This window comes from Minwuia sp. IMCC3060 (genome assembly GCF_029909435.1).
Taxonomy (GTDB): Bacteria; Pseudomonadota; Alphaproteobacteria; order Minwuiales; family Minwuiaceae; genus Minwuia.
Map to the genome: position 1 here is coordinate 345,924 of NZ_CP123782.1, position 16,883 is coordinate 362,806.

The following is a 16,883-nucleotide window of genomic DNA, read 5'->3' on the forward strand; positions in this document are numbered from 1 at the left end:
CAGGGTAGCCGGGTTTCGTTTCCGTTTGTATCCCCGCGAGGGCCGTGTCTATCGGGCGCTGGGGAAGAACAGCTGCTGACCGTTCACGCGAAACGCGGCGATAGCGGCCTGTCCGGTGGGGGACAGCAGCCAGTCGATGAAGATCTGGCCATCACTGGCCCTGACGCCCGGATGTACCTCAGGGTTCACCAGAATGACGCCATAGGGGTTCTGCAGGGCCGGGTCGCCCTCCACCAGGATGGCATGATCGCCCTTGTTGCCGAAACTGACCCAGGTGGCGCGGTCGGTCAGGGTATGGGCGTCCATGCCGATGGCAATGTTCAGGGTTGCCCCCATGCCGGAGCCGCTTTCCCGGTACCACTCGCCACCGTCCCCGGTCGGGTCCAGCCCGGCCGCGCGCCAGAGTGCCAGTTCCTTCTTGTGGGTCCCGGAGTCATCCCCGCGCGAGACGAATTTCGCGCCGGTGTCGGCGATACGTTTCAGCGCCGCCGTCGCGCCCGGCGATTCCCCCAGACCGACGGGGTCCGCACCTGGGCCGACGATGACAAAGTCGTTCACCATCAGGTCGTGACGTTTCACGCCATGGCCATCCGCCACGAAGGCATCTTCCGCTGCCCGCGCGTGGACGATCAGCACGTCCCCGTCGCCATTGCGGGCATTGCGCAGTGCCTGACCGGTGCCGACGGCGACAACGCGCACCTCGATCCCGCTCTCCGCGGTGAACTGCGGCAGCAGCCAGCCGTAGAGGCCGGAGTTCTCGGTCGATGTGGTGGACTGAACGACGATGAACCGCTCACTCGCCTGCGCCAGCGGGGCCAGAACAACGAGGGTCAGCAGAAGAAGGACGCGAAGGATCACAGCAGCAGTCTCCCGGCCAGATAGGCGGCGGCCTCCGCCGTCTGGGGTTCGTCGAAGAAGCTGCCCGCTGGTGTCTGCTCCGTGACCCGGCCCCGGTTGAGGAAGACCACATCGTCAGCCAGGCGCCGCGCCTGCCCGACATCATGGGTGACAAGGACCACGGTCACGCCCCGCGCCTCCGCCTGTCGGATCAGGGTCTCGATCATGCGGGTGGCATAGGGGTCCAGGTTGGCGGTGGGCTCGTCGAGCAGCAACAGGTCGGGATCGGCGGCCAGGGCGCGCACGATGGACAGCCGTTGCTGTTCCCCCGATGAAAGCACGCGGGCGGACCGGTGGGCCAGCGCGCGAAGCTCCGCGAGGTCGAGCAGATCCGTCAGCATGGCCGCACGTTCCGCCCTCGGCACCCGATAGGTCTTCAGCGCATGGCGCAGGTTGCCGGCAACGGAGCGGCGCAGCAGCACCGGGCGCTGGAAGACCGTGGCGATCCGGCGGCGACCGGTCAGTGTCACCGGTCCCGACGCATGGCTGAGCGTGCCCACGGTCGGCTGCAGCAACCCCTGGATCAGGCGCAGGCACAGGGTCTTGCCCGCGCCGTTCGCGCCCATGATGGCCGTCAGCCTTCCGGGGCGGATGCGCAGCGAGACATCGTCCAGCAGGGTGACGCCATCAATGGTGTAGCCAACCCCGTCCATGGCCACGGGCAGTACCGAATCCGGTCCCCGCGCCGGGGTCAGCGTGCGGCGACCGCTGGTGACAAGCGCATCAGACATGCCGTGCCACCCCCTGTGTTCCGCGCAATGCCATCAGCGCGCCATTGACGGTCAGCGCGATCAGCATCAGCACCAGACCCAGCCCGACGGCGATCGCCAGATTGCCCTTCGACGTCTCCAGCGCGATGGTCGTGGTCATGACGCGGGTGACATGGTTGATGTTGCCACCGACCATCATCACCGCCCCCACCTCCGCCGCCGCACGGCCGAACCCGGCCAGCGCCACGGTCAGCAGCGACAGCCGCGCGTCATAGAGCAGGGTCAGCACCGCGCCCATGGTGGTGATGCCCATGCTGCGCAGCTGCTCGTCATATTCCTGGTGCATGTCGGCAATCACCTGCCGCGACAGGGCGACAATGATCGGGGTCACGAGCACGGTCTGGGCAATGATCATGGCCGTGGGGGTATAGAGCAGTTCCAGCGGCCCCAGCGGACCGGCCCGTGACAGCAGCAGATAGACCAGCAGCCCCGCCAGTACCGGCGGCAGGCCCATCAGCGAGTTGGTGGCCACGATCAGCGCACCGCGCCCCGGAAACCGCGCGATGGCCAGCAGGGCACCCAGCGGCAGACCGATGAGGCAGGCAAGCGCCACCGCCGTCAGGCTGACCCGCAGGGACAGGGAGACAATCTCCCACAATGCGGCGTCACCGACGGCGATCAGACGGAAGGCCTCTGCGATTGCGTCACCCATCTTGTGGTCCGCTGCTTGTGTGTGCGTGAAGTTCCCCTGTTTCTCTCACATTTCCGCATGGTCGGCCACGCTTCCGAATGCGTCGGCATCGGTCCCCTGTGCGACGGACATGCCTGTTCTCCTGTGGACAGAGAAGTCCGCGCGGCCTTCAATATCGGCTGCTGATGCCGGGGAGGATGGATCATGGCGCTCGTGACACGACAGGATGACAATGGGCTGGCGATACTCAGTCTCAACAGGCCGGAGGCGCTGAACGCGCTGTCACCCAGCCTGTTCGTTGAACTGGACGCCCATGTGCAGGCACTCAACGAACAGTCGGAGGAGATCGGCGTCGTGATCCTGCGCGGGGAGGGACGGTCGTTCTCCGCCGGCAATGACCTGAAGGCGATCCAGAGCGGTGACGTGCCGCCGGTACCGACCTTCCAGTCCTCCACCATCGACCTGATCGAGAACCTGCCGCAGCCGGTGATCTGTGCCGTGCAGGGGCACTGCTACACCGGGGCGCTGGAACTGGCGCTGGCCGCGGACCTGATCGTTGCCGGGGAATCGGCGAAGTTCTGCGACACCCACGGCAAGTGGGGCATGTCGCCGAAGTGGGGCATGAGTCGTCGCCTGCCGCAGCGGGTCGGTGTGCAGCGGGCCAAGCAGATGATGTATTCGGGCGCTCCGGTCTCCGGCGCGGAGGCCGTCGCCATCGGTCTGGCGCTGGAATGCGTGCCCGACGCGGACCTGCTGGGGCATGTCACGGCGATGGCCCGGTCGTTCCTGGAGAATTCCTGGTTCACCCTGCGTGCCGACAAGATGCTGGTGAACCAGGGTCAGAACCACGGCCATTGGGGCGCCCTGGAATTCGAACGCCGCAACAGCCCTGGCCGCAGCGCCGAGGTCGAGGAACGGTTGAAGGCCTTCGGGAAGGGCTGAACTGCCGCCGCCTGAATGGCGGCAGCGGTCCACATTCTGATCACATCACCGGCCCGCTCCCCTGCGTGCCGGTGGTCTCTGGCTCAGCCCTGTGCGGCGTTGATGGCGCGCCAGATGGCCTGGGGCGTGGCCGGCATGTCGATGGTCGTGACGCCCAGATCGGACAGCGCGTCGATGATGCCATTGATCACCACCGGCGGTCCGGCGACGCAACCTGCCTCGCCGCAGCCCTTGGTGCCCAGCATGTTGGACTGGCAGGGGATCTCTTCGCGATTGAAGGTGAAGTAGGGCACGTCGTCGGCGCGGGGCATGCCGTAGTCCATGAAGGAACCGGCGACCAGCTGCCCGTCCTCGTCGTAGACCGCATGTTCCAGCAGGGCCTGGCCGACACCCTGCACGATGCCGCCGTGGACCTGGCTCTCGACGAACAGCGGGTTCACCACGCGTCCGAAGTCATCCACCACCGACCAGCGGTCGATGTTGACCCGGCCCGTCGCCGGATCGACCTCGATCTCCGCCACGTGGCAGCCGTTGGGATAGGTGATCGGGTTCAGCGCCGTGGTCTCGCGCGTGTCCAGGGTCTCGATCTGCCCGGCCAGCGCCATTTCCTTGGCCTTCTCCGCCAGATCGACAATGTCGATGGCCCGGTCGGTACCGACGACGCGGAAGTTGCCTTCCCCGAATTCGATGTCCACCGCGCTGGTCTCGAACAGTTCCGCCGCGGCTGCCTTGCCCTTGTCGATCACCGTGTCGGACATCTTGTTGATTGCGGTGCCGGTGGAGACCAGCGAGCGGGAGCCGCCGGTGCCGCCACCGGTCGGGATCGCGTCCGTGTCGCCCATGATGATGCGGATCCGCTCCGCATCCAGCCCCAGCCGGTCGCTGACGATCTGGGTGAAGGCGGTCTCATGCCCCTGACCGTTGGACTGGGTGCCGACGAAGATGGAGACCATGCCGTCATCCTCGAACCGGATCGCAGCCGATTCCTCGGGCATGCCTGCGGTGGCCTCCACGTAATAGGCGATGCCGCGTCCGCGCTTCCAGCCACGGGCCTCGGACTCGGCCCGACGGGCGGCGAAACCGTCCCAGTCGGCTTCCTTCAGTGCGCGCTCCATGATGCGCGGGAAGTCACCGGAATCGTATTTCTCCCCCGTCGCGGTGGTGTAGGGCATCTGCTCCGGCTGCACGAAGTTGCGACGGCGCACCTCCTCCGGCCCGAGACCTGTCTCCGCCGCGATCCGGTTCACCAGCCGCTCGATCAGATAGATCGCTTCCGGCCGGCCCGCACCACGATAGGCGTCCACGGGCGTCGTGTTGGTCATGACGCCATGCACGTCCAGATACATTGTCGGCACGTGATAGACGCCGGGCAGCACCTTGGCATGGGCCGCCGTCGGAATCAGGCAGGACATGGTGGACAGGTAGGCGCCCAGATTGGCGGTGGTATGGACCCGCAGCCCCAGGAACTTCGCGTCCGCGTCGATGGCCATCTCGGCATAGGACCAGTGGTCGCGGCCCTGCGTGTCGGTCAGGAAGGCTTCCTGCCGCTCGGAGGTCCAGCGCACGGTCCGCTTCAGCTTTCGCGCGGCATAGGCCGACAGGATGTGTTCGGGATAGAAGAACAGCTTCATGCCGAAGCCGCCGCCCACGTCCGGCGTGACGATGCGGATCTGATCCGCCTCGATCCCCAGGCACCCGGCGAGCTGGCGCTTGATGCCCCAGCCACCCTGCGTCGGGGTATAGACGGTGACGCGATCCCCCTCCGCATCCCAGGTGGCGATGGCGACCCGGGCTTCCATCGAATTGGCGACGACGCGCTGGTTGATGACCTCCACCCGCACGACCTTGTCGGCCTTGGCGAAGGCTGCTTCGGTCTCGGCCCTGTTGCCATGCTCGAAGTCGAAACAGAGATTGCCGGGCGCCGATTCGTGCAGCAGCGGCGCACCGGGTTCCTTGGCGGCGCGCGCATCGGAAACGGCGGGCAGCGGATCATAGTCCACCATCACCGCGTCGGCGGCATCCCGTGCGGCGGCCATGCTCTCCGCCACCACGAAGGCAATGCCGTCACCCACATGCCGGGCCTTGTCCACGGCCAGCGCCAGATGCGGCGGCTCGGCGCGACCGGAGCCGTCCTTGTTCTTCACCGGCCAGAGGCTCGGCAGTCCGCTGACACCGGCGTCGACCAGTTCCTGACCGGTGATGATGTCCACGACACCGGGCATCTGCTTGGCGTCTTCCACATCCACCGACAGGATGGTCGCGTGGGCGTGTGGCGAGCGCACCACCATTGCGTAGAGCTGGTCGGGGAACTGGTGATCGTCCGAATAGTTGCCGTGTCCGGTAATGAAGCGCACATCCTCGACGCGGCGCACAGCCTGCGCGATACCGAACTTGGTCATGTCTTGATCCCCTCAGAGCAGAAACAGGCGCGGCCCCGCAGACTCAGCCGACGGGGCCGTTCGTCCTGATGTTAGGTATGACGCGCGTTTTGGCAAGCCCGCAGAGACAGACGCGCAGGGTCAGCGGCGGCGCGTCGTCAGGAAGACACCTGTCAGGATCAGGGCCACACCGGCGGCGTGGAACGGCTGCGGATGCTCGTCCAGCAGGATCACCGAGCCGATGGCGACGAAGGCCGGGGCCAGATGGATGAAGACACTGGCGCGGTTGGCACCCAGCAGCTCGATCCCCCGGTTCCAGAACATGTAGGCGAGGACAGAGGCAAACAGGCTGACATAGAGGACGGAGGCCAGCGCCACGACGTTCAGCGGCACGAAGCGGTCCAGCACCACCATCTCGTGCACATAGAACGGCAGCAGCACCAGGTCGCCCACCGCGAAGGTCACGGCCAGGAAGCCCAGGGGCCCGACGGCGGGCCGGCTGCGCAGCAGCGCCGAATAGCCGCCATAGCAGATCACTGCGGTCAGTACCCAGAGGTCACCGGGATTGAAGCGGAGTTGCGACAGGTAGGCCGGATCGCCCCGGGCGATGATCGTCGCGACACCGGTCAGGGAGACAAGGATGCCTGCCACCTGCCAGGGGCCTGGCCGGTCCCGGAACAGCAGGAAGGACAGCACCGCGATCCAGACCGGCATGGTGGACTGCAGCAGGGACGCGTTCAGCGCCTCCGTCCGTGCGACGCCGATATAGACCATGGTGTTGAAGCAACTCACCCCCAGAACCGACAGGATCAGGATGATCGGCCAGTTGGCGCGATAGACCGGCAGGTCGCGGCGGAGCTGTGGCCAGGCGAAGGGCAGGATCATCAGCAGTCCGACCGCCCAGCGCCAGAAGGCCAGTCCCACCGGCGGCACAGTCTCGTGCACCATGCGCCCGATCAGGAAATTCCCGGCCCAGAACAGCGGCGTCAGCACCAGCAGCAGGTATGGCAGATCGAACAAGCGGCGCACGGACCCGGTCCCCCCTGACGGTCAGCCTTGCGGCGGGACTGATCGCAGCTTTTCAGTCCCGCCGCAAGATTGTGTCCCGCCTGTCAGACCAGCATGGAGAACAGGGCCGTCGCGATGCCGAGGAAGGAGAAGAAGCCGACGATGTCCGTCACCGTGGTCAGGATGATCGACGACGCTACCGCCGGATCCTGCTTCAGCTTTGCCAGGATGATCGGCACCAGTGCGCCGGAGGTTCCCGCCGCCACCATGGAAATGATCATGGATATGACGATGACCAGCATCAGCCCCGGACTGCCGCTCCAGATCAGCACCCCGACACCACAGGTGATCGCGATGCCGATGCCGTTCATCAGACCGGCCTGAACCTCCTTGCGGGTGACGCGCACCCAGTCGGCAACCCGGATCTCCCGCAGGGCCAGCCCCCGCATGGTGACCGCCAGCGCCTGTGCCCCGGCGTTGCCGGACTGACCGGCGACCACCGGCAACAGGATGGCAAGGGCCGTGACCTGCGCGATGGTATTCTCGAACACGCCGACGACCGATGCGGCCAGGAACGCGGTCAGCAGGTTGATCTGCAGCCAGGGCTGTCGCTTGCGCACGGCGAAGAAACTGGTCGAGAGCGCATTCTCGTCACGTCCGCCGCCGACCATCATCTGGGCCGCTGCCGTGGCGTCCGCCCGCACCGCCTCGATCATCGCCTGGTTGCCCACCAGGCCGATGGGGCGCCCGTCGGGGCCGATCACCGGCAGTTCACCGATATGCAGCTTCTCGAAGGTCTCGGCGATGGTGGTCTGCGGGTCCATTGGACTGAGGGCCGCAGGCACGCCCACGCTCAGCTCCGACAGTTCCTGAGCCGGATCGGCGAGCAGCAGCGCCTTGCACTGGACACGCCCGGCAAGCACACCTGCATCGTTGGTGACGAGGATGGAGACAGGCCCGTAGTCCGGCGTCTGGCGCAGCAGACGGATCGCCGAATCGACACTGGCGGAGCCGCGCAGGATGATGACGCCGGTCTGCATCAGGTTGCCGGCCGTTCCGGGCGGGTAGCTGAGGATCTCGTCGATCTCCCGCCGGATGCCGTCGCTCAGCCCCCCGAGGATGCTTTCCTGGCGCGACTTCTCGAACGATGCCAGCAGACGGGCCGCGTCACCCCGGTCGATCTGCTGGACCAGCAGGACCACTGTCTCGTCGTCCAGCAGGGGGGCCACGGCGGATGCCTGACCGGATGATATGTGCCGCCAGCTTGCGACCAGACTTTCCGGTGGCAGTGTCCCGAGGGCCGTGGCGACCTGATCCGCATCGAGCTCATCCAGCCCCGCTGCCGCTTCGCGCGGGAAGCTGCGGGCGTAGGCCCCGACCAGATGCAGCAGGTCCGAATCCGGTGCGGCAGTCCCGGCGACGGTCGCGTTCATGCCCGTTCCTCCCGTCCACTGTCCGCCGTCCGGCCGGCAAGCAGGGCCGTCATCGTTCCGGTCAGCCCGGTTTCCAGCAGCACCATCGTATCCAGTGCGGAGCGATCACCGGAGCTGCCGGCGCTGGCGGCCGTGCCCGCCATCATGGCGCGGCGCAGGTCGCCATAGCCGATGCAGCCCACCAGGCGTCCACGCCGGTCTACGGCGGGCCGAATCTCATGCTCCAGCCAGTCCTCGTCCTCCGCCGCCATGTGGACCGCCGCTGCAGCGGGGATCGCGGAAACATCCGTGATCGGCAGATCGCCGATCAGCGCGTCCGGCGTGGCGCGCATCAGGTCCAGCGCCGACAGGGCGCCGGTGGGGCGGTTCGCGCCATCGACCAGATAGATCGGTGCCCAGCCGACCGGTCGCGCACGCCGTACCCGGGCGGTCACTGTCTCCACCGTTTCGGCCCCGCGTGCCCTGGCGACTTCCGTCGCCATCAGGGCACCGACGGAGGACTTCGGCTGGCTCATGACCAGCGCCACCCGCGCACGCAGGGTCTTCGGCAGGCTTTCGAGCAGGGCCGCCGCATCTTCATCGCTCGCCTGTCGCAGCATGCGCCCGATGTCCGACGGGGCCATGCCCCGGATCAGCGTGGCGCGATCCTCGTCCGACATGCCGAGCAGCACGGGAACCGCGCGGAGCGGGTCGAGATGGTCGAGCAGCTTGCGCGCGCTTTCCCGGTCGAGCCGCCCCATGGTTGCGCCGATGCGCGCAGGCTCCCATTCCGCGACGGCGCGGGCCGCGGCGCTGGGGTGCTCGATGATGAACTGCCTGACGACATGGGTGAGCGTGTCACTCATGATCGACCTCCTGGCCCAGGATGGTGCTCGACTGTTCCAGGAACGCCTTGGCAGGAACCGAGACCCGGCCCTCCGCTGTCTCGATGATCATGGCGGTGGCTGTCAGGGCGAGGATCGTGCCTTCATGCTCCCCGACGCGGATACGCTCCCCCACCCGGTAATCCGCGCCCAGATGGCGGGCGCCGATCAGGTTGGCGACAAGGGTGCGTGCGCCCAGCGCGAACGCCAGCGCCGCGCCACCGAGTATGGCGGCCAGCACGATGCCCACCACCGTGATGACGATGGTGACGTCGATACCGACCTGATCCACACCCACGATCAGCAGCATCCCGACCGTCACGGCCTGGATGGTCCGGCCCGTGACCTCGCGCTGTGTCGTGGAGAGGGTGGTCAGGGCATTGATCGAGATCCGGTAGGCCCGATTGCCCAGCACCAGTCCGGCGGCGATGATCAGCAGGCCGGAGAGGATGCTCGGCAGCCAGATGATCAGTTCCTCCAGCCAGGCGGAGAGAACGTCGAGGCCCAGCATGCTGCCGGCGGTTGCCAGGAACAGGACCAGGACCGCCCAGTAGACGACATCCGCCAGGATGCGCCCTATGGGCCTGCCGCCCGCCACGTCGGAAAGTCCGAGAGGCATGCGGTCGGTCAGACGGCTCAAGCCGCCGGACAGCTGCAGGGTGATCGCCCGCAGCAGCCGTGCGACAAGCCAGCCGACAAGGGCAAGCACGACCGCAGCGACAAGGTTTGGCAGAAAGGCGATAAACTGTGCCAGCAGGCCCGAAAGTGTCTCCAGCACTGACTCCGAAAGTCCGGACATCTTTTCCATGTTCGGCAAATTTCCTTGAACAGGTTTTTTTACGCTACTTCTTGATGGGCATCGGGTTAGCGTTGCGTGCATCAGACTGCACCATTGTTTCGTGTCGCTGTCATTTGAATTCGTGTCGGATACAGAACACCCGACGCCAGGGATCGGAGGGGGGAGAGACCGGATGGCACGCATGAAGAAGGCTGATGTGGAGGTGTTCTTCCAGCGTCTGTCGGACGCGGATCCGGAGCCGAAGGGGGAACTGGACTACGTGAACGCCTACACGCTGCTGGTGGCCGTGGTTCTCTCGGCCCAGGCAACGGATGTCGGGGTCAACCGTGCGACAGGTCCGCTGTTCAAGCGTGCCGACACGCCGGAGAAGATGCTGGCGCTCGGCGAGGACACGGTGCGCGATCACATCAAGACCATCGGTCTCTACCGCAACAAGGCAAAGAACGTGATCCTGCTGTCGCAGCAGCTGCTGGATCGCCACGGCGGTGAGGTGCCCGATACGCGGGAGGAACTGGAGGCACTCGCGGGTGTGGGCCGAAAGACCGCGAATGTGGTGCTCAACATCTGGTTCGGGCAACCGACCATCGCTGTCGATACGCACCTGTTCAGGGTCGGCAACCGCACCGGGCTGGCGCCCGGCAAGACGCCTCTGGCCGTCGAGCTGCTGCTGGAGAAGCGGGTGCCGAAGCAGTTCCTGCGCCATGCGCACCACTGGCTGATCCTGCACGGGCGCTATGTCTGCAAGGCGCGCAAGCCCGAGTGTGGCCGCTGCCGCGTCATCGACGTGTGCCAGTTCAGGGAGAAGACGGCAGAGTAGGGGAAGGTTATCTTCTGCGACCTGTTCTGTCCTTCTCCCCACCCGACTGCCTACGGGAGTCCCTGGTGGGGGACAGGGATGGATCAGCCAACGGTCAACGCATCCGGGGAGGGACATGCAGCATGGTCAGGACGATAGAGGATCACGGTGGCAATGATCAGGGTGGCCGGCGGTTGCGGGAATCCTTCGGACGCTGCTTCGAGGATTTCGTGGTTGGCGATATCTACGAACACCGTCCCGGTCGCACGATTTCGGAGGCGGACAATACCTGGTTCACCTTGCTGACCATGAACCAGCATCCGCTGCACTTCGACCATGCCTATGCGGCGAAGTCGGAGTTCGGGAAGCCGATCGTCAATTCCGCCCTCACCCTGGCCGTGGTCACGGGGCTCAGTGTTTCGGACGTGAGCCAGAAGGCGGTGGCCAATCTGGGCTGGACCGACATCCGCATGCCCGCGCCTGTGTTTCACGGTGATACGCTGACGGCGGAGTCGGAGGTGCTGGAGATGCGGGAGTCCGCCTCCCGCCCCAATGACGGGATCGTCACGGTGGAAACGCGCGGCTTCAAGCAGGACGGCACACTGGTCATCGCCTATCGGCGCACCGTTCTGGTGCCGCGCCGGGGGCACGAGATCGACTGAACAGCCCTGGGGAGGGGAACAGGACATGAGTGAGACAGATCGCGAGATTGTCGGGCGCTCCGGCGAGTCGATCAGTGAATCGGACGAACGCCAGTTGCTGGACTCCATCGACCGCTGGCTGGAGCGCGATGTGCGCGACCGGGTGCTGGACCTGGAACACGCCGACGAATATCCGCACGAGATGGTGGCGCAGATGCGCGATCTCGGGCTGTTCGGTGCTACCGTCGGGCGCGAATGGGGGGGGCTGGGGCTGCCCGCCCAGACCTATTCCCGCATCGTCAGCCGGATCTCGGAGGTCTGGATGTCGCTCACCGGCATCTTCAATTCCCACCTGATGATGGCGGCGGCGGTGGAGCGTTTCGGCACCGAGGCACAGAAACGGCACTTCCTGCCCCGCTTTGCCAGTGGTGAACTGCGCGGCGGCCTGGCGCTGACGGAACCCCACTGCGGCACCGACCTTCAGGCCATCCGCACAAGGGCCGTGCGCGATGGCGACGACTACGTGATCAATGGCGCCAAGACCTGGATATCCAACGGGATAGAGGGCGGGGCCGTTGCCCTGCTGGTGAAGACGGACTGGGACATCGAGCCGCGCCACAAGGGGATCAGCCTGTTCATCGCGGAGAAGGGGCCGGGCTTCAGCACCGGGCGCAAGCTGAAGAAGCTTGGCTACAAGGGCATCGATTCCGCCGAACTGGTCTTCGAGGACTATCGCGTACCCGCCGACAATCTGATCGGCGGCGTGCCGGGCCAGGGCTTCCGTCAGACAGTTGGCGGGCTGGAACTGGGGCGCATCAACATCGCGGCACGTGGCGTGGGCGTGGCCCAGGCGGCGCTGGACCGTGCCGTCGAGTACGCCCAGGTGCGCGAGACCATGGGCAAGCCGATCGCGGAGCATCAGGCGATCCAGCTCAAGCTGGGCGAGATGGCCACCCGCTGCCGCGCCGCGCGCCTGCTGACGGAGGACGCGGCCCGCGCCTATGACCGGGGGGAGCGCTGCGACATGGAGGCCGGGATGGCCAAGCTGTTCGCATCAGAAACCGCGCTGGAGAACGCCACCGAATGCATGCGCATCCATGGCGCCTATGGCTACAGCCAGGAATATCACGTCGAACGCTATTTCCGCGACGCGCCGCTGATGTGCATTGGGGAGGGCACCAACGAGATGCAGCGCATCATCATCGCCCGCCAACTGATCGCCCGGAACCCGGCGTAGGGTTGGGGGAGACGGGCTGGCGCCGCTTCCCAAGAAAGGAGCCCGATCAGAAGTTCAGCAGCTTGCCGGGGTTCATGATGCCGTTGGGGTCCAGCGTGTGCTTGATCCGGTGCATCATCTGCAGTTCCACGGGTGACTTGTAGCGTTCGATCTCGTCGCGTTTCAGGCGGCCAAGGCCGTGCTCTGCGCTGATGGAGCCTCCCATGCGGTGGACGATGTCATGGACGACATGGGCCACATCCTCCCACCGGTCCAGAAACGCCTGCCTGTCGCCCCCCTCCGGCTGCAGCGGGTTGTAATGGACGTTGCCGTCGCCGATGTGGCCGAAGGCGACGGAGCGGAAGCCCGGCACCACGTCCTGCAGTGCCGTGTCGGCGGCGGCGATGAAGTCGGGCATCAGCGGCACCGGCACGGAGACGTCATGCTTGATCGACCCGCCACCGAGCTTCTGCGCCTCCGACAGGCTTTCGCGCAGCGCCCAGAGCGCCGCTGTCTGTGCCTCGGACTCGGCGACGACGGCGTCCAGCACCAGGTCCTTCTCGAAGCCGAGTTCAAGGGTGCGTTCCAGCGCGGCGCGCAGGGCGCCGTCGCCCTCACCGGACGAGAATTCCATCAGCACGTACCAGGGATGGGTGCCCGCCATCGGGTCACGCGCATCGGGCAGCAGTTGCAGTGACAGGTCGAGACCCAGCCGGGGCATGATCTCGAAGCCCGTCACCTGCCCGCCGGAGACGGACTTCGCCAGGCCGAGCAGTTCGACCGCCGCGCGCGGGTCGGGCAGGGCGGCGAAGGCCACCTGCCGGTCGGCGGGTTTCGGGAACAGTTTCAGGACGGCGGCGGTGATCACACCCAGCGTGCCCTCCGCGCCGACGAACAGGTGCTTCAGGTCATAGCCGGTATTGTCCTTGCGCAGGCCGCGCAGCCCCTCCCACAGGGTGCCGTCAGGCAGCACGACCTCCAGCCCCAGCACCAGATCGCGCATGTTGCCGTAGCGCAGCACGGCTGTGCCACCGGCGTTGGTGGAGAGATTGCCGCCGATCTGGCAGGTGCCTTCCGACGCGATGCGCATGGGAAACAGCCGGTCGGCCGCATCCGCCGCGGCCTGCACGTCCTGCAGCACGCATCCGGCCTCCACCGTGATGGTGTCGTTCAGCGCATCCACGGCCCGCACGGCCTTCAGGCGGCCCAGCGACAGGATCACCTCATCGCCATTGCCGAAGGGGATGGAGCCGCCGACGAGGCCGGTATTGCCGCCCTGGGGCACCACGGGCGTGCGGGTCTCGTTGCAGATGGCCAGCACCTGCTGCACCTCCGCCACCGTGCCTGGCCGCACCACCAGCGGGGAGAGACCCTGCCACTTCTCCCGGTGTTCCGTCGTGTAGGGCAGCATGTCGTCCGGCCGGTCGACGAACCCCTTCGGCCCGACCACATTCTTCAGCCGTTCAAGAACTCCAGGCGCCAGATCATTCACGAAACTGTCCTTCCCTCATATTACCTGTCCCGGAAGCCGCGCGGATCATGGTATGGAATGCCACCGCTCAACAGGACAGAAACATGATCATAGACAACATTCCCGTCGGCAAGAATCCACCCTGGGACATCAATGTCATCATCGAGATCCCCATCGGCGGCGTGCCCGTGAAATACGAGATCGACAAGGCGTCGGGGGCGATGGTGGTGGACCGGTTTCTCCACACCTCCATGTTCTACCCCTGCAACTACGGTTTCATTCCGCACACGCTGGCCGATGACGGCGACCCGGTGGATGTGCTGGTGGCCGGCAATGTCCCGGTCGTGCCGGGCGCCGTGGTGCGATCCCGCCCCATCGGTGTGCTGATCATGGAAGATGAGGCCGGGCTGGACGAGAAGCTGCTGGCCGTGCCGCATGACTCCCTGCATCCCTATTACTCCAACGTCGAGAGCTATCGGGCGCTGCCGCAGATCCTGCTGGACCAGATCGCCCACTTCTTCGAGCACTACAAGGATCTGGAAAGCGGCAAGTGGGTCAAGGTCCAGCGCTGGGGCGAGGCAGGCGAGGCCTGCAAGCTGATCGAGAGCGCCATCAAGGCCGAAGGCTGAGGAGTCTGTCTGACTGACCCCGGCCAGCCCTCTCCCCCTTCCCGACCACCCATTAGGATAATCCCGTGGGTGGTCGGGAGGGGGAGAGGGCTGGCCGGGGCCCGCAAACGACTCCTGCACGCCGTCAGTCGCGCTGCTCCGGCAGCGGTTCCAGTTTCACGGTGCAGCCCCTGAATCCGATGACCGAGGCGCGGTTGCCGCTGCGCGTATCGTCCCAGTAGGGATCGCCATCGGCGAACTGCACCTGATATCCCCAGCGCGCCATGGCGCTTTCACGGATGTCGATGCACCAGTAGATGCCTGTCGGGACCAGCCGGATGGCGTAGAGGCCGTCGAGGGGGTCGGTGAAGAACCAGACCTCGAAATCCTGGCCCATCTCATGCGCCCGGGCCTTGACCGACGGGTACTCGCCCCAGCGGGCGCGGTCATGTTCGTAGTGCCGTGCCGCCGCGCCATTCGATGCGGCGATGATCTGCCGGTCGGTCATGCCCCAGTCGGCATATCGCCAACCGGCGTGGGCGCCGGTCGTGGCCAGCAACAGGCAGGCAGCGACAAGCAGGCCACGCATCAGCCGTCATCCAGTGACTGGTAGATCGGCCAGCGCCCCGCGGCCATCGCGTCAAGGGACGGGGCGGGCTGACCCAGCCGGTCGCGGTAGATCCAGAGCGCCGACAGCACGTCACGGGCGAAGGTCCGGGTCTCGGCGGAGCCCATCATCTCCAGGAACAGCAGCGGGTCCTGCTGCACGTTCGTATTGGTCGACCAGCGGGCGGCATTGCCCGGCCCGGCGTTGTAGGCGGCGATGGCCAGAAGCAGGTTGTCCTCCGGCTTGACCGCCTTCAGGACGTAGCGGATGTAGGCCTGTCCCAGCCGGATATTGAGGTGCGGATCATGCAGCGCACTGTTGGTCGGGCGCGGCTGCCCCGCGATACGGGCGACATAGCGGGCCGTGGTGGGCATCAGCTGCATCACGCCCCGCGCGCCGGCGCTGGAGCGGGCAAGCGGGTCGAAGCCCGACTCCCTGCGCGCGATGGCATAGACCAGCGCGCGGTCCACATGCACCTCCGGTGAGAGGGGCCATGCCGGGGCCGGATAGAGCGCGGGATCATGCCGCTCCCCGTGGCTGTTCAGGCGTCTGCGGGCAAAGCGCAGGGCCGTGGCGGGCGCATCGATGTGCGCGGCCAGCCGCAGGACGGCGTCCAGTCCGGCACGGTTCGCGCCGTCCGCCATCAGCCGCAGTTCCATGTCGGCGCGCACGATCTGCCCGACCTCTGCCAGTGCCAGCGCCCGACGTACCCCCGGGAAGGCCAGCATGGCCGAGAGCTGCTCCTGGGGCAGGCTGGGCGGCTTCCAGTCGAAGCCGGGTTGCCGCGCCAGCAGGCGGTTGGCGATCTGGCCATACATGTCGCGGGGGGAGGCGCTGGCCCGGCGCAAGGCCGGCAGCACGTTCAGGAAGTCGCCTGTCGCCAGTGCGGATCGTGCACGCCAGACTCCGGCGGCGGATTCGAGTCCGGTCAGGGGATCGCCATCCTTGCCCAGCGCCAGGCCGAACGCCGCATGGGCCTCTTCCTTGCGGCCCTGGGCCCAGTATCCGATACCGGCCAGGAAAGCCCCCTTCATCTGTCCGGGACCTGTGCCCCGCATGGCCAGGGTGGCGGCATTGATCGCCTTGTCGACATATTCGGCCGTCAGATAGCCGCGCGCGATCAGTGCATGGGCCAGCGCCCGTGCGTCCGAGCCCATGCGCCACCCTTCGCGTGTCTCCATGGTCTTCAGTGCCCGTGTCGGGGCATTCCGGTAGACCAGTCGGCGGATCGACCGCAGCATCAGCCGGTCGTGGCGAGACAGGTTGGCCACATTCTGTCGTACCGTATCGGGCTGACCCGTCGCGGCGACCTCGCCGGTGAGCCGCAGCGGTCTCGGGCTGGGCGGTTGCAGCGCCTTCCAGCCACTGGCCGGGCGGCGGCGCTCCGCCAGCCTGTAGACCTTGTCCGCCAGCGGGTGGTCGGCGTAGTCGCGCATCCATTCATGCAGTTCGCGATAGCTGGAGCGCCAGGCGGTGGGATGCATCAGGCGCTGATAGCTGACATGGCCCATCAGCAGCGGATCCTCCAGCTGGCGGATCAGCTTGCTCGCCTCATTCCAGCGCCCGGTCTGCTGCAGCACGAAGATCTGGCGATAGCGGTCCTGATCGGCGGTGCTCAGGATGGTCGGCAGACTGACCTCCGCCGCCCGCGCCGGTGCCGCTTGCAGGACCACGATCATGGCCATGACCAGCACGAGCCATCTGGCCGGCCAGCAGCGGGTATTGACGGAGAGGTAATTCTGGCGCGACCTGTTCATCGGCGCATTCAAGTCATAGTGGGGGGCGGGGGCAAGCCTGCCGCTAGGTCATCTGTGATGAACAAT

16 protein-coding genes are annotated in these 16,883 nt (G+C 66.4%); 5 read left to right on the forward strand and 11 right to left on the reverse strand.

The annotated features are described in order from the left end of the window. Positions 1-48 precede the first annotated feature (48 nt). From QGV54_RS01485 to QGV54_RS01495, 3 genes are read right to left on the reverse strand one after another with little or no spacing between them, the layout of a single operon-like run. Positions 49-855 carry a substrate-binding domain-containing protein gene (locus QGV54_RS01485; protein WP_348637662.1) on the reverse strand — a complete coding sequence of 269 codons (807 nt, stop codon included), beginning with the start codon at positions 853-855 and terminating at the stop codon, positions 49-51. Beyond that, positions 855-1,628, reverse strand: a complete 774-nt coding sequence (locus tag QGV54_RS01490; RefSeq protein ID WP_281018646.1) for an ATP-binding cassette domain-containing protein — start codon at positions 1,626-1,628, stop codon at positions 855-857. The genes QGV54_RS01485 and QGV54_RS01490 overlap by 1 nt, the downstream gene beginning before the upstream one ends. Further along, complete coding sequence (locus tag QGV54_RS01495) at positions 1,621-2,319, reverse strand: ABC transporter permease (protein ID WP_281018645.1); 699 nt, start codon at positions 2,317-2,319, stop codon at positions 1,621-1,623. The genes QGV54_RS01490 and QGV54_RS01495 overlap by 8 nt, the downstream gene beginning before the upstream one ends. 183 nt (positions 2,320-2,502) lie before the next feature. Between QGV54_RS01495 and QGV54_RS01500 the strand changes: the two genes are divergently transcribed. Then, entirely contained in the window at positions 2,503-3,240 is a 738-nt protein-coding gene (locus QGV54_RS01500) for an enoyl-CoA hydratase/isomerase family protein (RefSeq protein WP_281018644.1), read from the forward strand. A gap of 83 nt (positions 3,241-3,323) precedes the next feature. Here the strand turns inward: QGV54_RS01500 and QGV54_RS01505 are convergent, their stop codons facing one another. The 5 genes from QGV54_RS01505 to QGV54_RS01525 all read right to left on the reverse strand — a co-directional run bounded on the left by QGV54_RS01505 (position 3,324) and on the right by QGV54_RS01525 (position 9,730). Beyond that, positions 3,324-5,639 carry a xanthine dehydrogenase family protein molybdopterin-binding subunit gene (locus tag QGV54_RS01505; protein ID WP_281018643.1) on the reverse strand — a complete coding sequence of 772 codons (2,316 nt, stop codon included), beginning with the start codon at positions 5,637-5,639 and terminating at the stop codon, positions 3,324-3,326. Positions 5,640-5,759: 120 nt separating this feature from the next. Further along, on the reverse strand, positions 5,760-6,647 hold the full coding sequence (locus QGV54_RS01510; RefSeq protein ID WP_281018642.1) for a DMT family transporter: 888 nt from the start codon (positions 6,645-6,647) through the stop codon (positions 5,760-5,762). 83 nt (positions 6,648-6,730) lie between these two features. Then, entirely contained in the window at positions 6,731-8,059 is a 1,329-nt protein-coding gene (locus tag QGV54_RS01515) for a magnesium transporter (RefSeq protein ID WP_281018641.1), read from the reverse strand. After that, positions 8,056-8,904, reverse strand: a complete 849-nt coding sequence (locus tag QGV54_RS01520) for a hypothetical protein (RefSeq protein ID WP_281018640.1) — start codon at positions 8,902-8,904, stop codon at positions 8,056-8,058. Before QGV54_RS01520 ends, QGV54_RS01515 begins: the two co-directional genes overlap by 4 nt. Next, positions 8,897-9,730 carry a mechanosensitive ion channel domain-containing protein gene (locus tag QGV54_RS01525; protein ID WP_281020047.1) on the reverse strand — a complete coding sequence of 278 codons (834 nt, stop codon included), beginning with the start codon at positions 9,728-9,730 and terminating at the stop codon, positions 8,897-8,899. Before QGV54_RS01525 ends, QGV54_RS01520 begins: the two co-directional genes overlap by 8 nt. 172 nt (positions 9,731-9,902) lie before the next feature. Between QGV54_RS01525 and nth the strand changes: the two genes are divergently transcribed. The 3 genes from nth to QGV54_RS01540 all read left to right on the forward strand — a co-directional run bounded on the left by nth (position 9,903) and on the right by QGV54_RS01540 (position 12,395). After that, on the forward strand, positions 9,903-10,538 hold the full coding sequence (gene nth, locus QGV54_RS01530) for an endonuclease III (RefSeq protein WP_348637661.1): 636 nt from the start codon (positions 9,903-9,905) through the stop codon (positions 10,536-10,538). Positions 10,539-10,660: 122 nt separating this feature from the next. After that, a complete protein-coding gene (locus tag QGV54_RS01535) occupies positions 10,661-11,179 on the forward strand; it encodes a MaoC family dehydratase (protein ID WP_281018637.1) in 519 nt (172 codons plus the stop codon). A 25-nt stretch (positions 11,180-11,204) separates the two neighbouring features. Then, entirely contained in the window at positions 11,205-12,395 is a 1,191-nt protein-coding gene (locus QGV54_RS01540; RefSeq protein ID WP_281018636.1) for an acyl-CoA dehydrogenase family protein, read from the forward strand. A gap of 46 nt (positions 12,396-12,441) precedes the next feature. Here QGV54_RS01540 and QGV54_RS01545 read toward each other — a convergent pair whose 3' ends face one another. Next, complete coding sequence (locus tag QGV54_RS01545; RefSeq protein WP_281018635.1) at positions 12,442-13,866, reverse strand: FAD-binding oxidoreductase; 1,425 nt, start codon at positions 13,864-13,866, stop codon at positions 12,442-12,444. A gap of 83 nt (positions 13,867-13,949) precedes the next feature. Between QGV54_RS01545 and ppa the strand changes: the two genes are divergently transcribed. Next, complete coding sequence (gene ppa, locus QGV54_RS01550) at positions 13,950-14,474, forward strand: inorganic diphosphatase (protein WP_281018634.1); 525 nt, start codon at positions 13,950-13,952, stop codon at positions 14,472-14,474. A 124-nt stretch (positions 14,475-14,598) separates the two neighbouring features. Here the strand turns inward: ppa and QGV54_RS01555 are convergent, their stop codons facing one another. After that, positions 14,599-15,042 (reverse strand): hypothetical protein, encoded by a 444-nt coding sequence (locus tag QGV54_RS01555; RefSeq protein ID WP_281018633.1) that lies wholly within the window; start codon positions 15,040-15,042, stop codon positions 14,599-14,601. After that, the gene (locus tag QGV54_RS01560; protein ID WP_281018632.1) at positions 15,042-16,817 is read right to left on the reverse strand and encodes a lytic transglycosylase domain-containing protein; all 1,776 of its coding nucleotides are present in this window, start codon (positions 16,815-16,817) and stop codon (positions 15,042-15,044) included. The genes QGV54_RS01555 and QGV54_RS01560 overlap by 1 nt, the downstream gene beginning before the upstream one ends. Positions 16,818-16,883 lie beyond the last annotated feature (66 nt).

Excerpts from the sequence above, each read along its gene's own strand:
- QGV54_RS01490 (WP_281018646.1), bottom strand. The coding sequence starts at position 1,628 with ATGTCTGATGCGCTTGTCACCAGCGGTCGCCGCACGCTGACCCCGGCG.
- QGV54_RS01495 (WP_281018645.1), bottom strand. The coding sequence starts at position 2,319 with ATGGGTGACGCAATCGCAGAGGCCTTCCGTCTGATCGCCGTCGGTGAC.
- QGV54_RS01500 (WP_281018644.1), top strand. The coding sequence starts at position 2,503 with ATGGCGCTCGTGACACGACAGGATGACAATGGGCTGGCGATACTCAGT.
- QGV54_RS01505 (WP_281018643.1), bottom strand. The coding sequence starts at position 5,639 with ATGACCAAGTTCGGTATCGCGCAGGCTGTGCGCCGCGTCGAGGATGTG.
- QGV54_RS01515 (WP_281018641.1), bottom strand. The coding sequence starts at position 8,059 with ATGAACGCGACCGTCGCCGGGACTGCCGCACCGGATTCGGACCTGCTG.
- QGV54_RS01520 (WP_281018640.1), bottom strand. The coding sequence starts at position 8,904 with ATGAGTGACACGCTCACCCATGTCGTCAGGCAGTTCATCATCGAGCAC.
- QGV54_RS01525 (WP_281020047.1), bottom strand. The coding sequence starts at position 9,730 with ATGGAAAAGATGTCCGGACTTTCGGAGTCAGTGCTGGAGACACTTTCG.
- nth (WP_348637661.1), top strand. The coding sequence starts at position 9,903 with ATGAAGAAGGCTGATGTGGAGGTGTTCTTCCAGCGTCTGTCGGACGCG.
- QGV54_RS01535 (WP_281018637.1), top strand. The coding sequence starts at position 10,661 with ATGGTCAGGACGATAGAGGATCACGGTGGCAATGATCAGGGTGGCCGG.
- QGV54_RS01540 (WP_281018636.1), top strand. The coding sequence starts at position 11,205 with ATGAGTGAGACAGATCGCGAGATTGTCGGGCGCTCCGGCGAGTCGATC.
- ppa (WP_281018634.1), top strand. The coding sequence starts at position 13,950 with ATGATCATAGACAACATTCCCGTCGGCAAGAATCCACCCTGGGACATC.
- QGV54_RS01555 (WP_281018633.1), bottom strand. The coding sequence starts at position 15,042 with ATGCGTGGCCTGCTTGTCGCTGCCTGCCTGTTGCTGGCCACGACCGGC.
- QGV54_RS01560 (WP_281018632.1), bottom strand. The coding sequence starts at position 16,817 with ATGAACAGGTCGCGCCAGAATTACCTCTCCGTCAATACCCGCTGCTGG.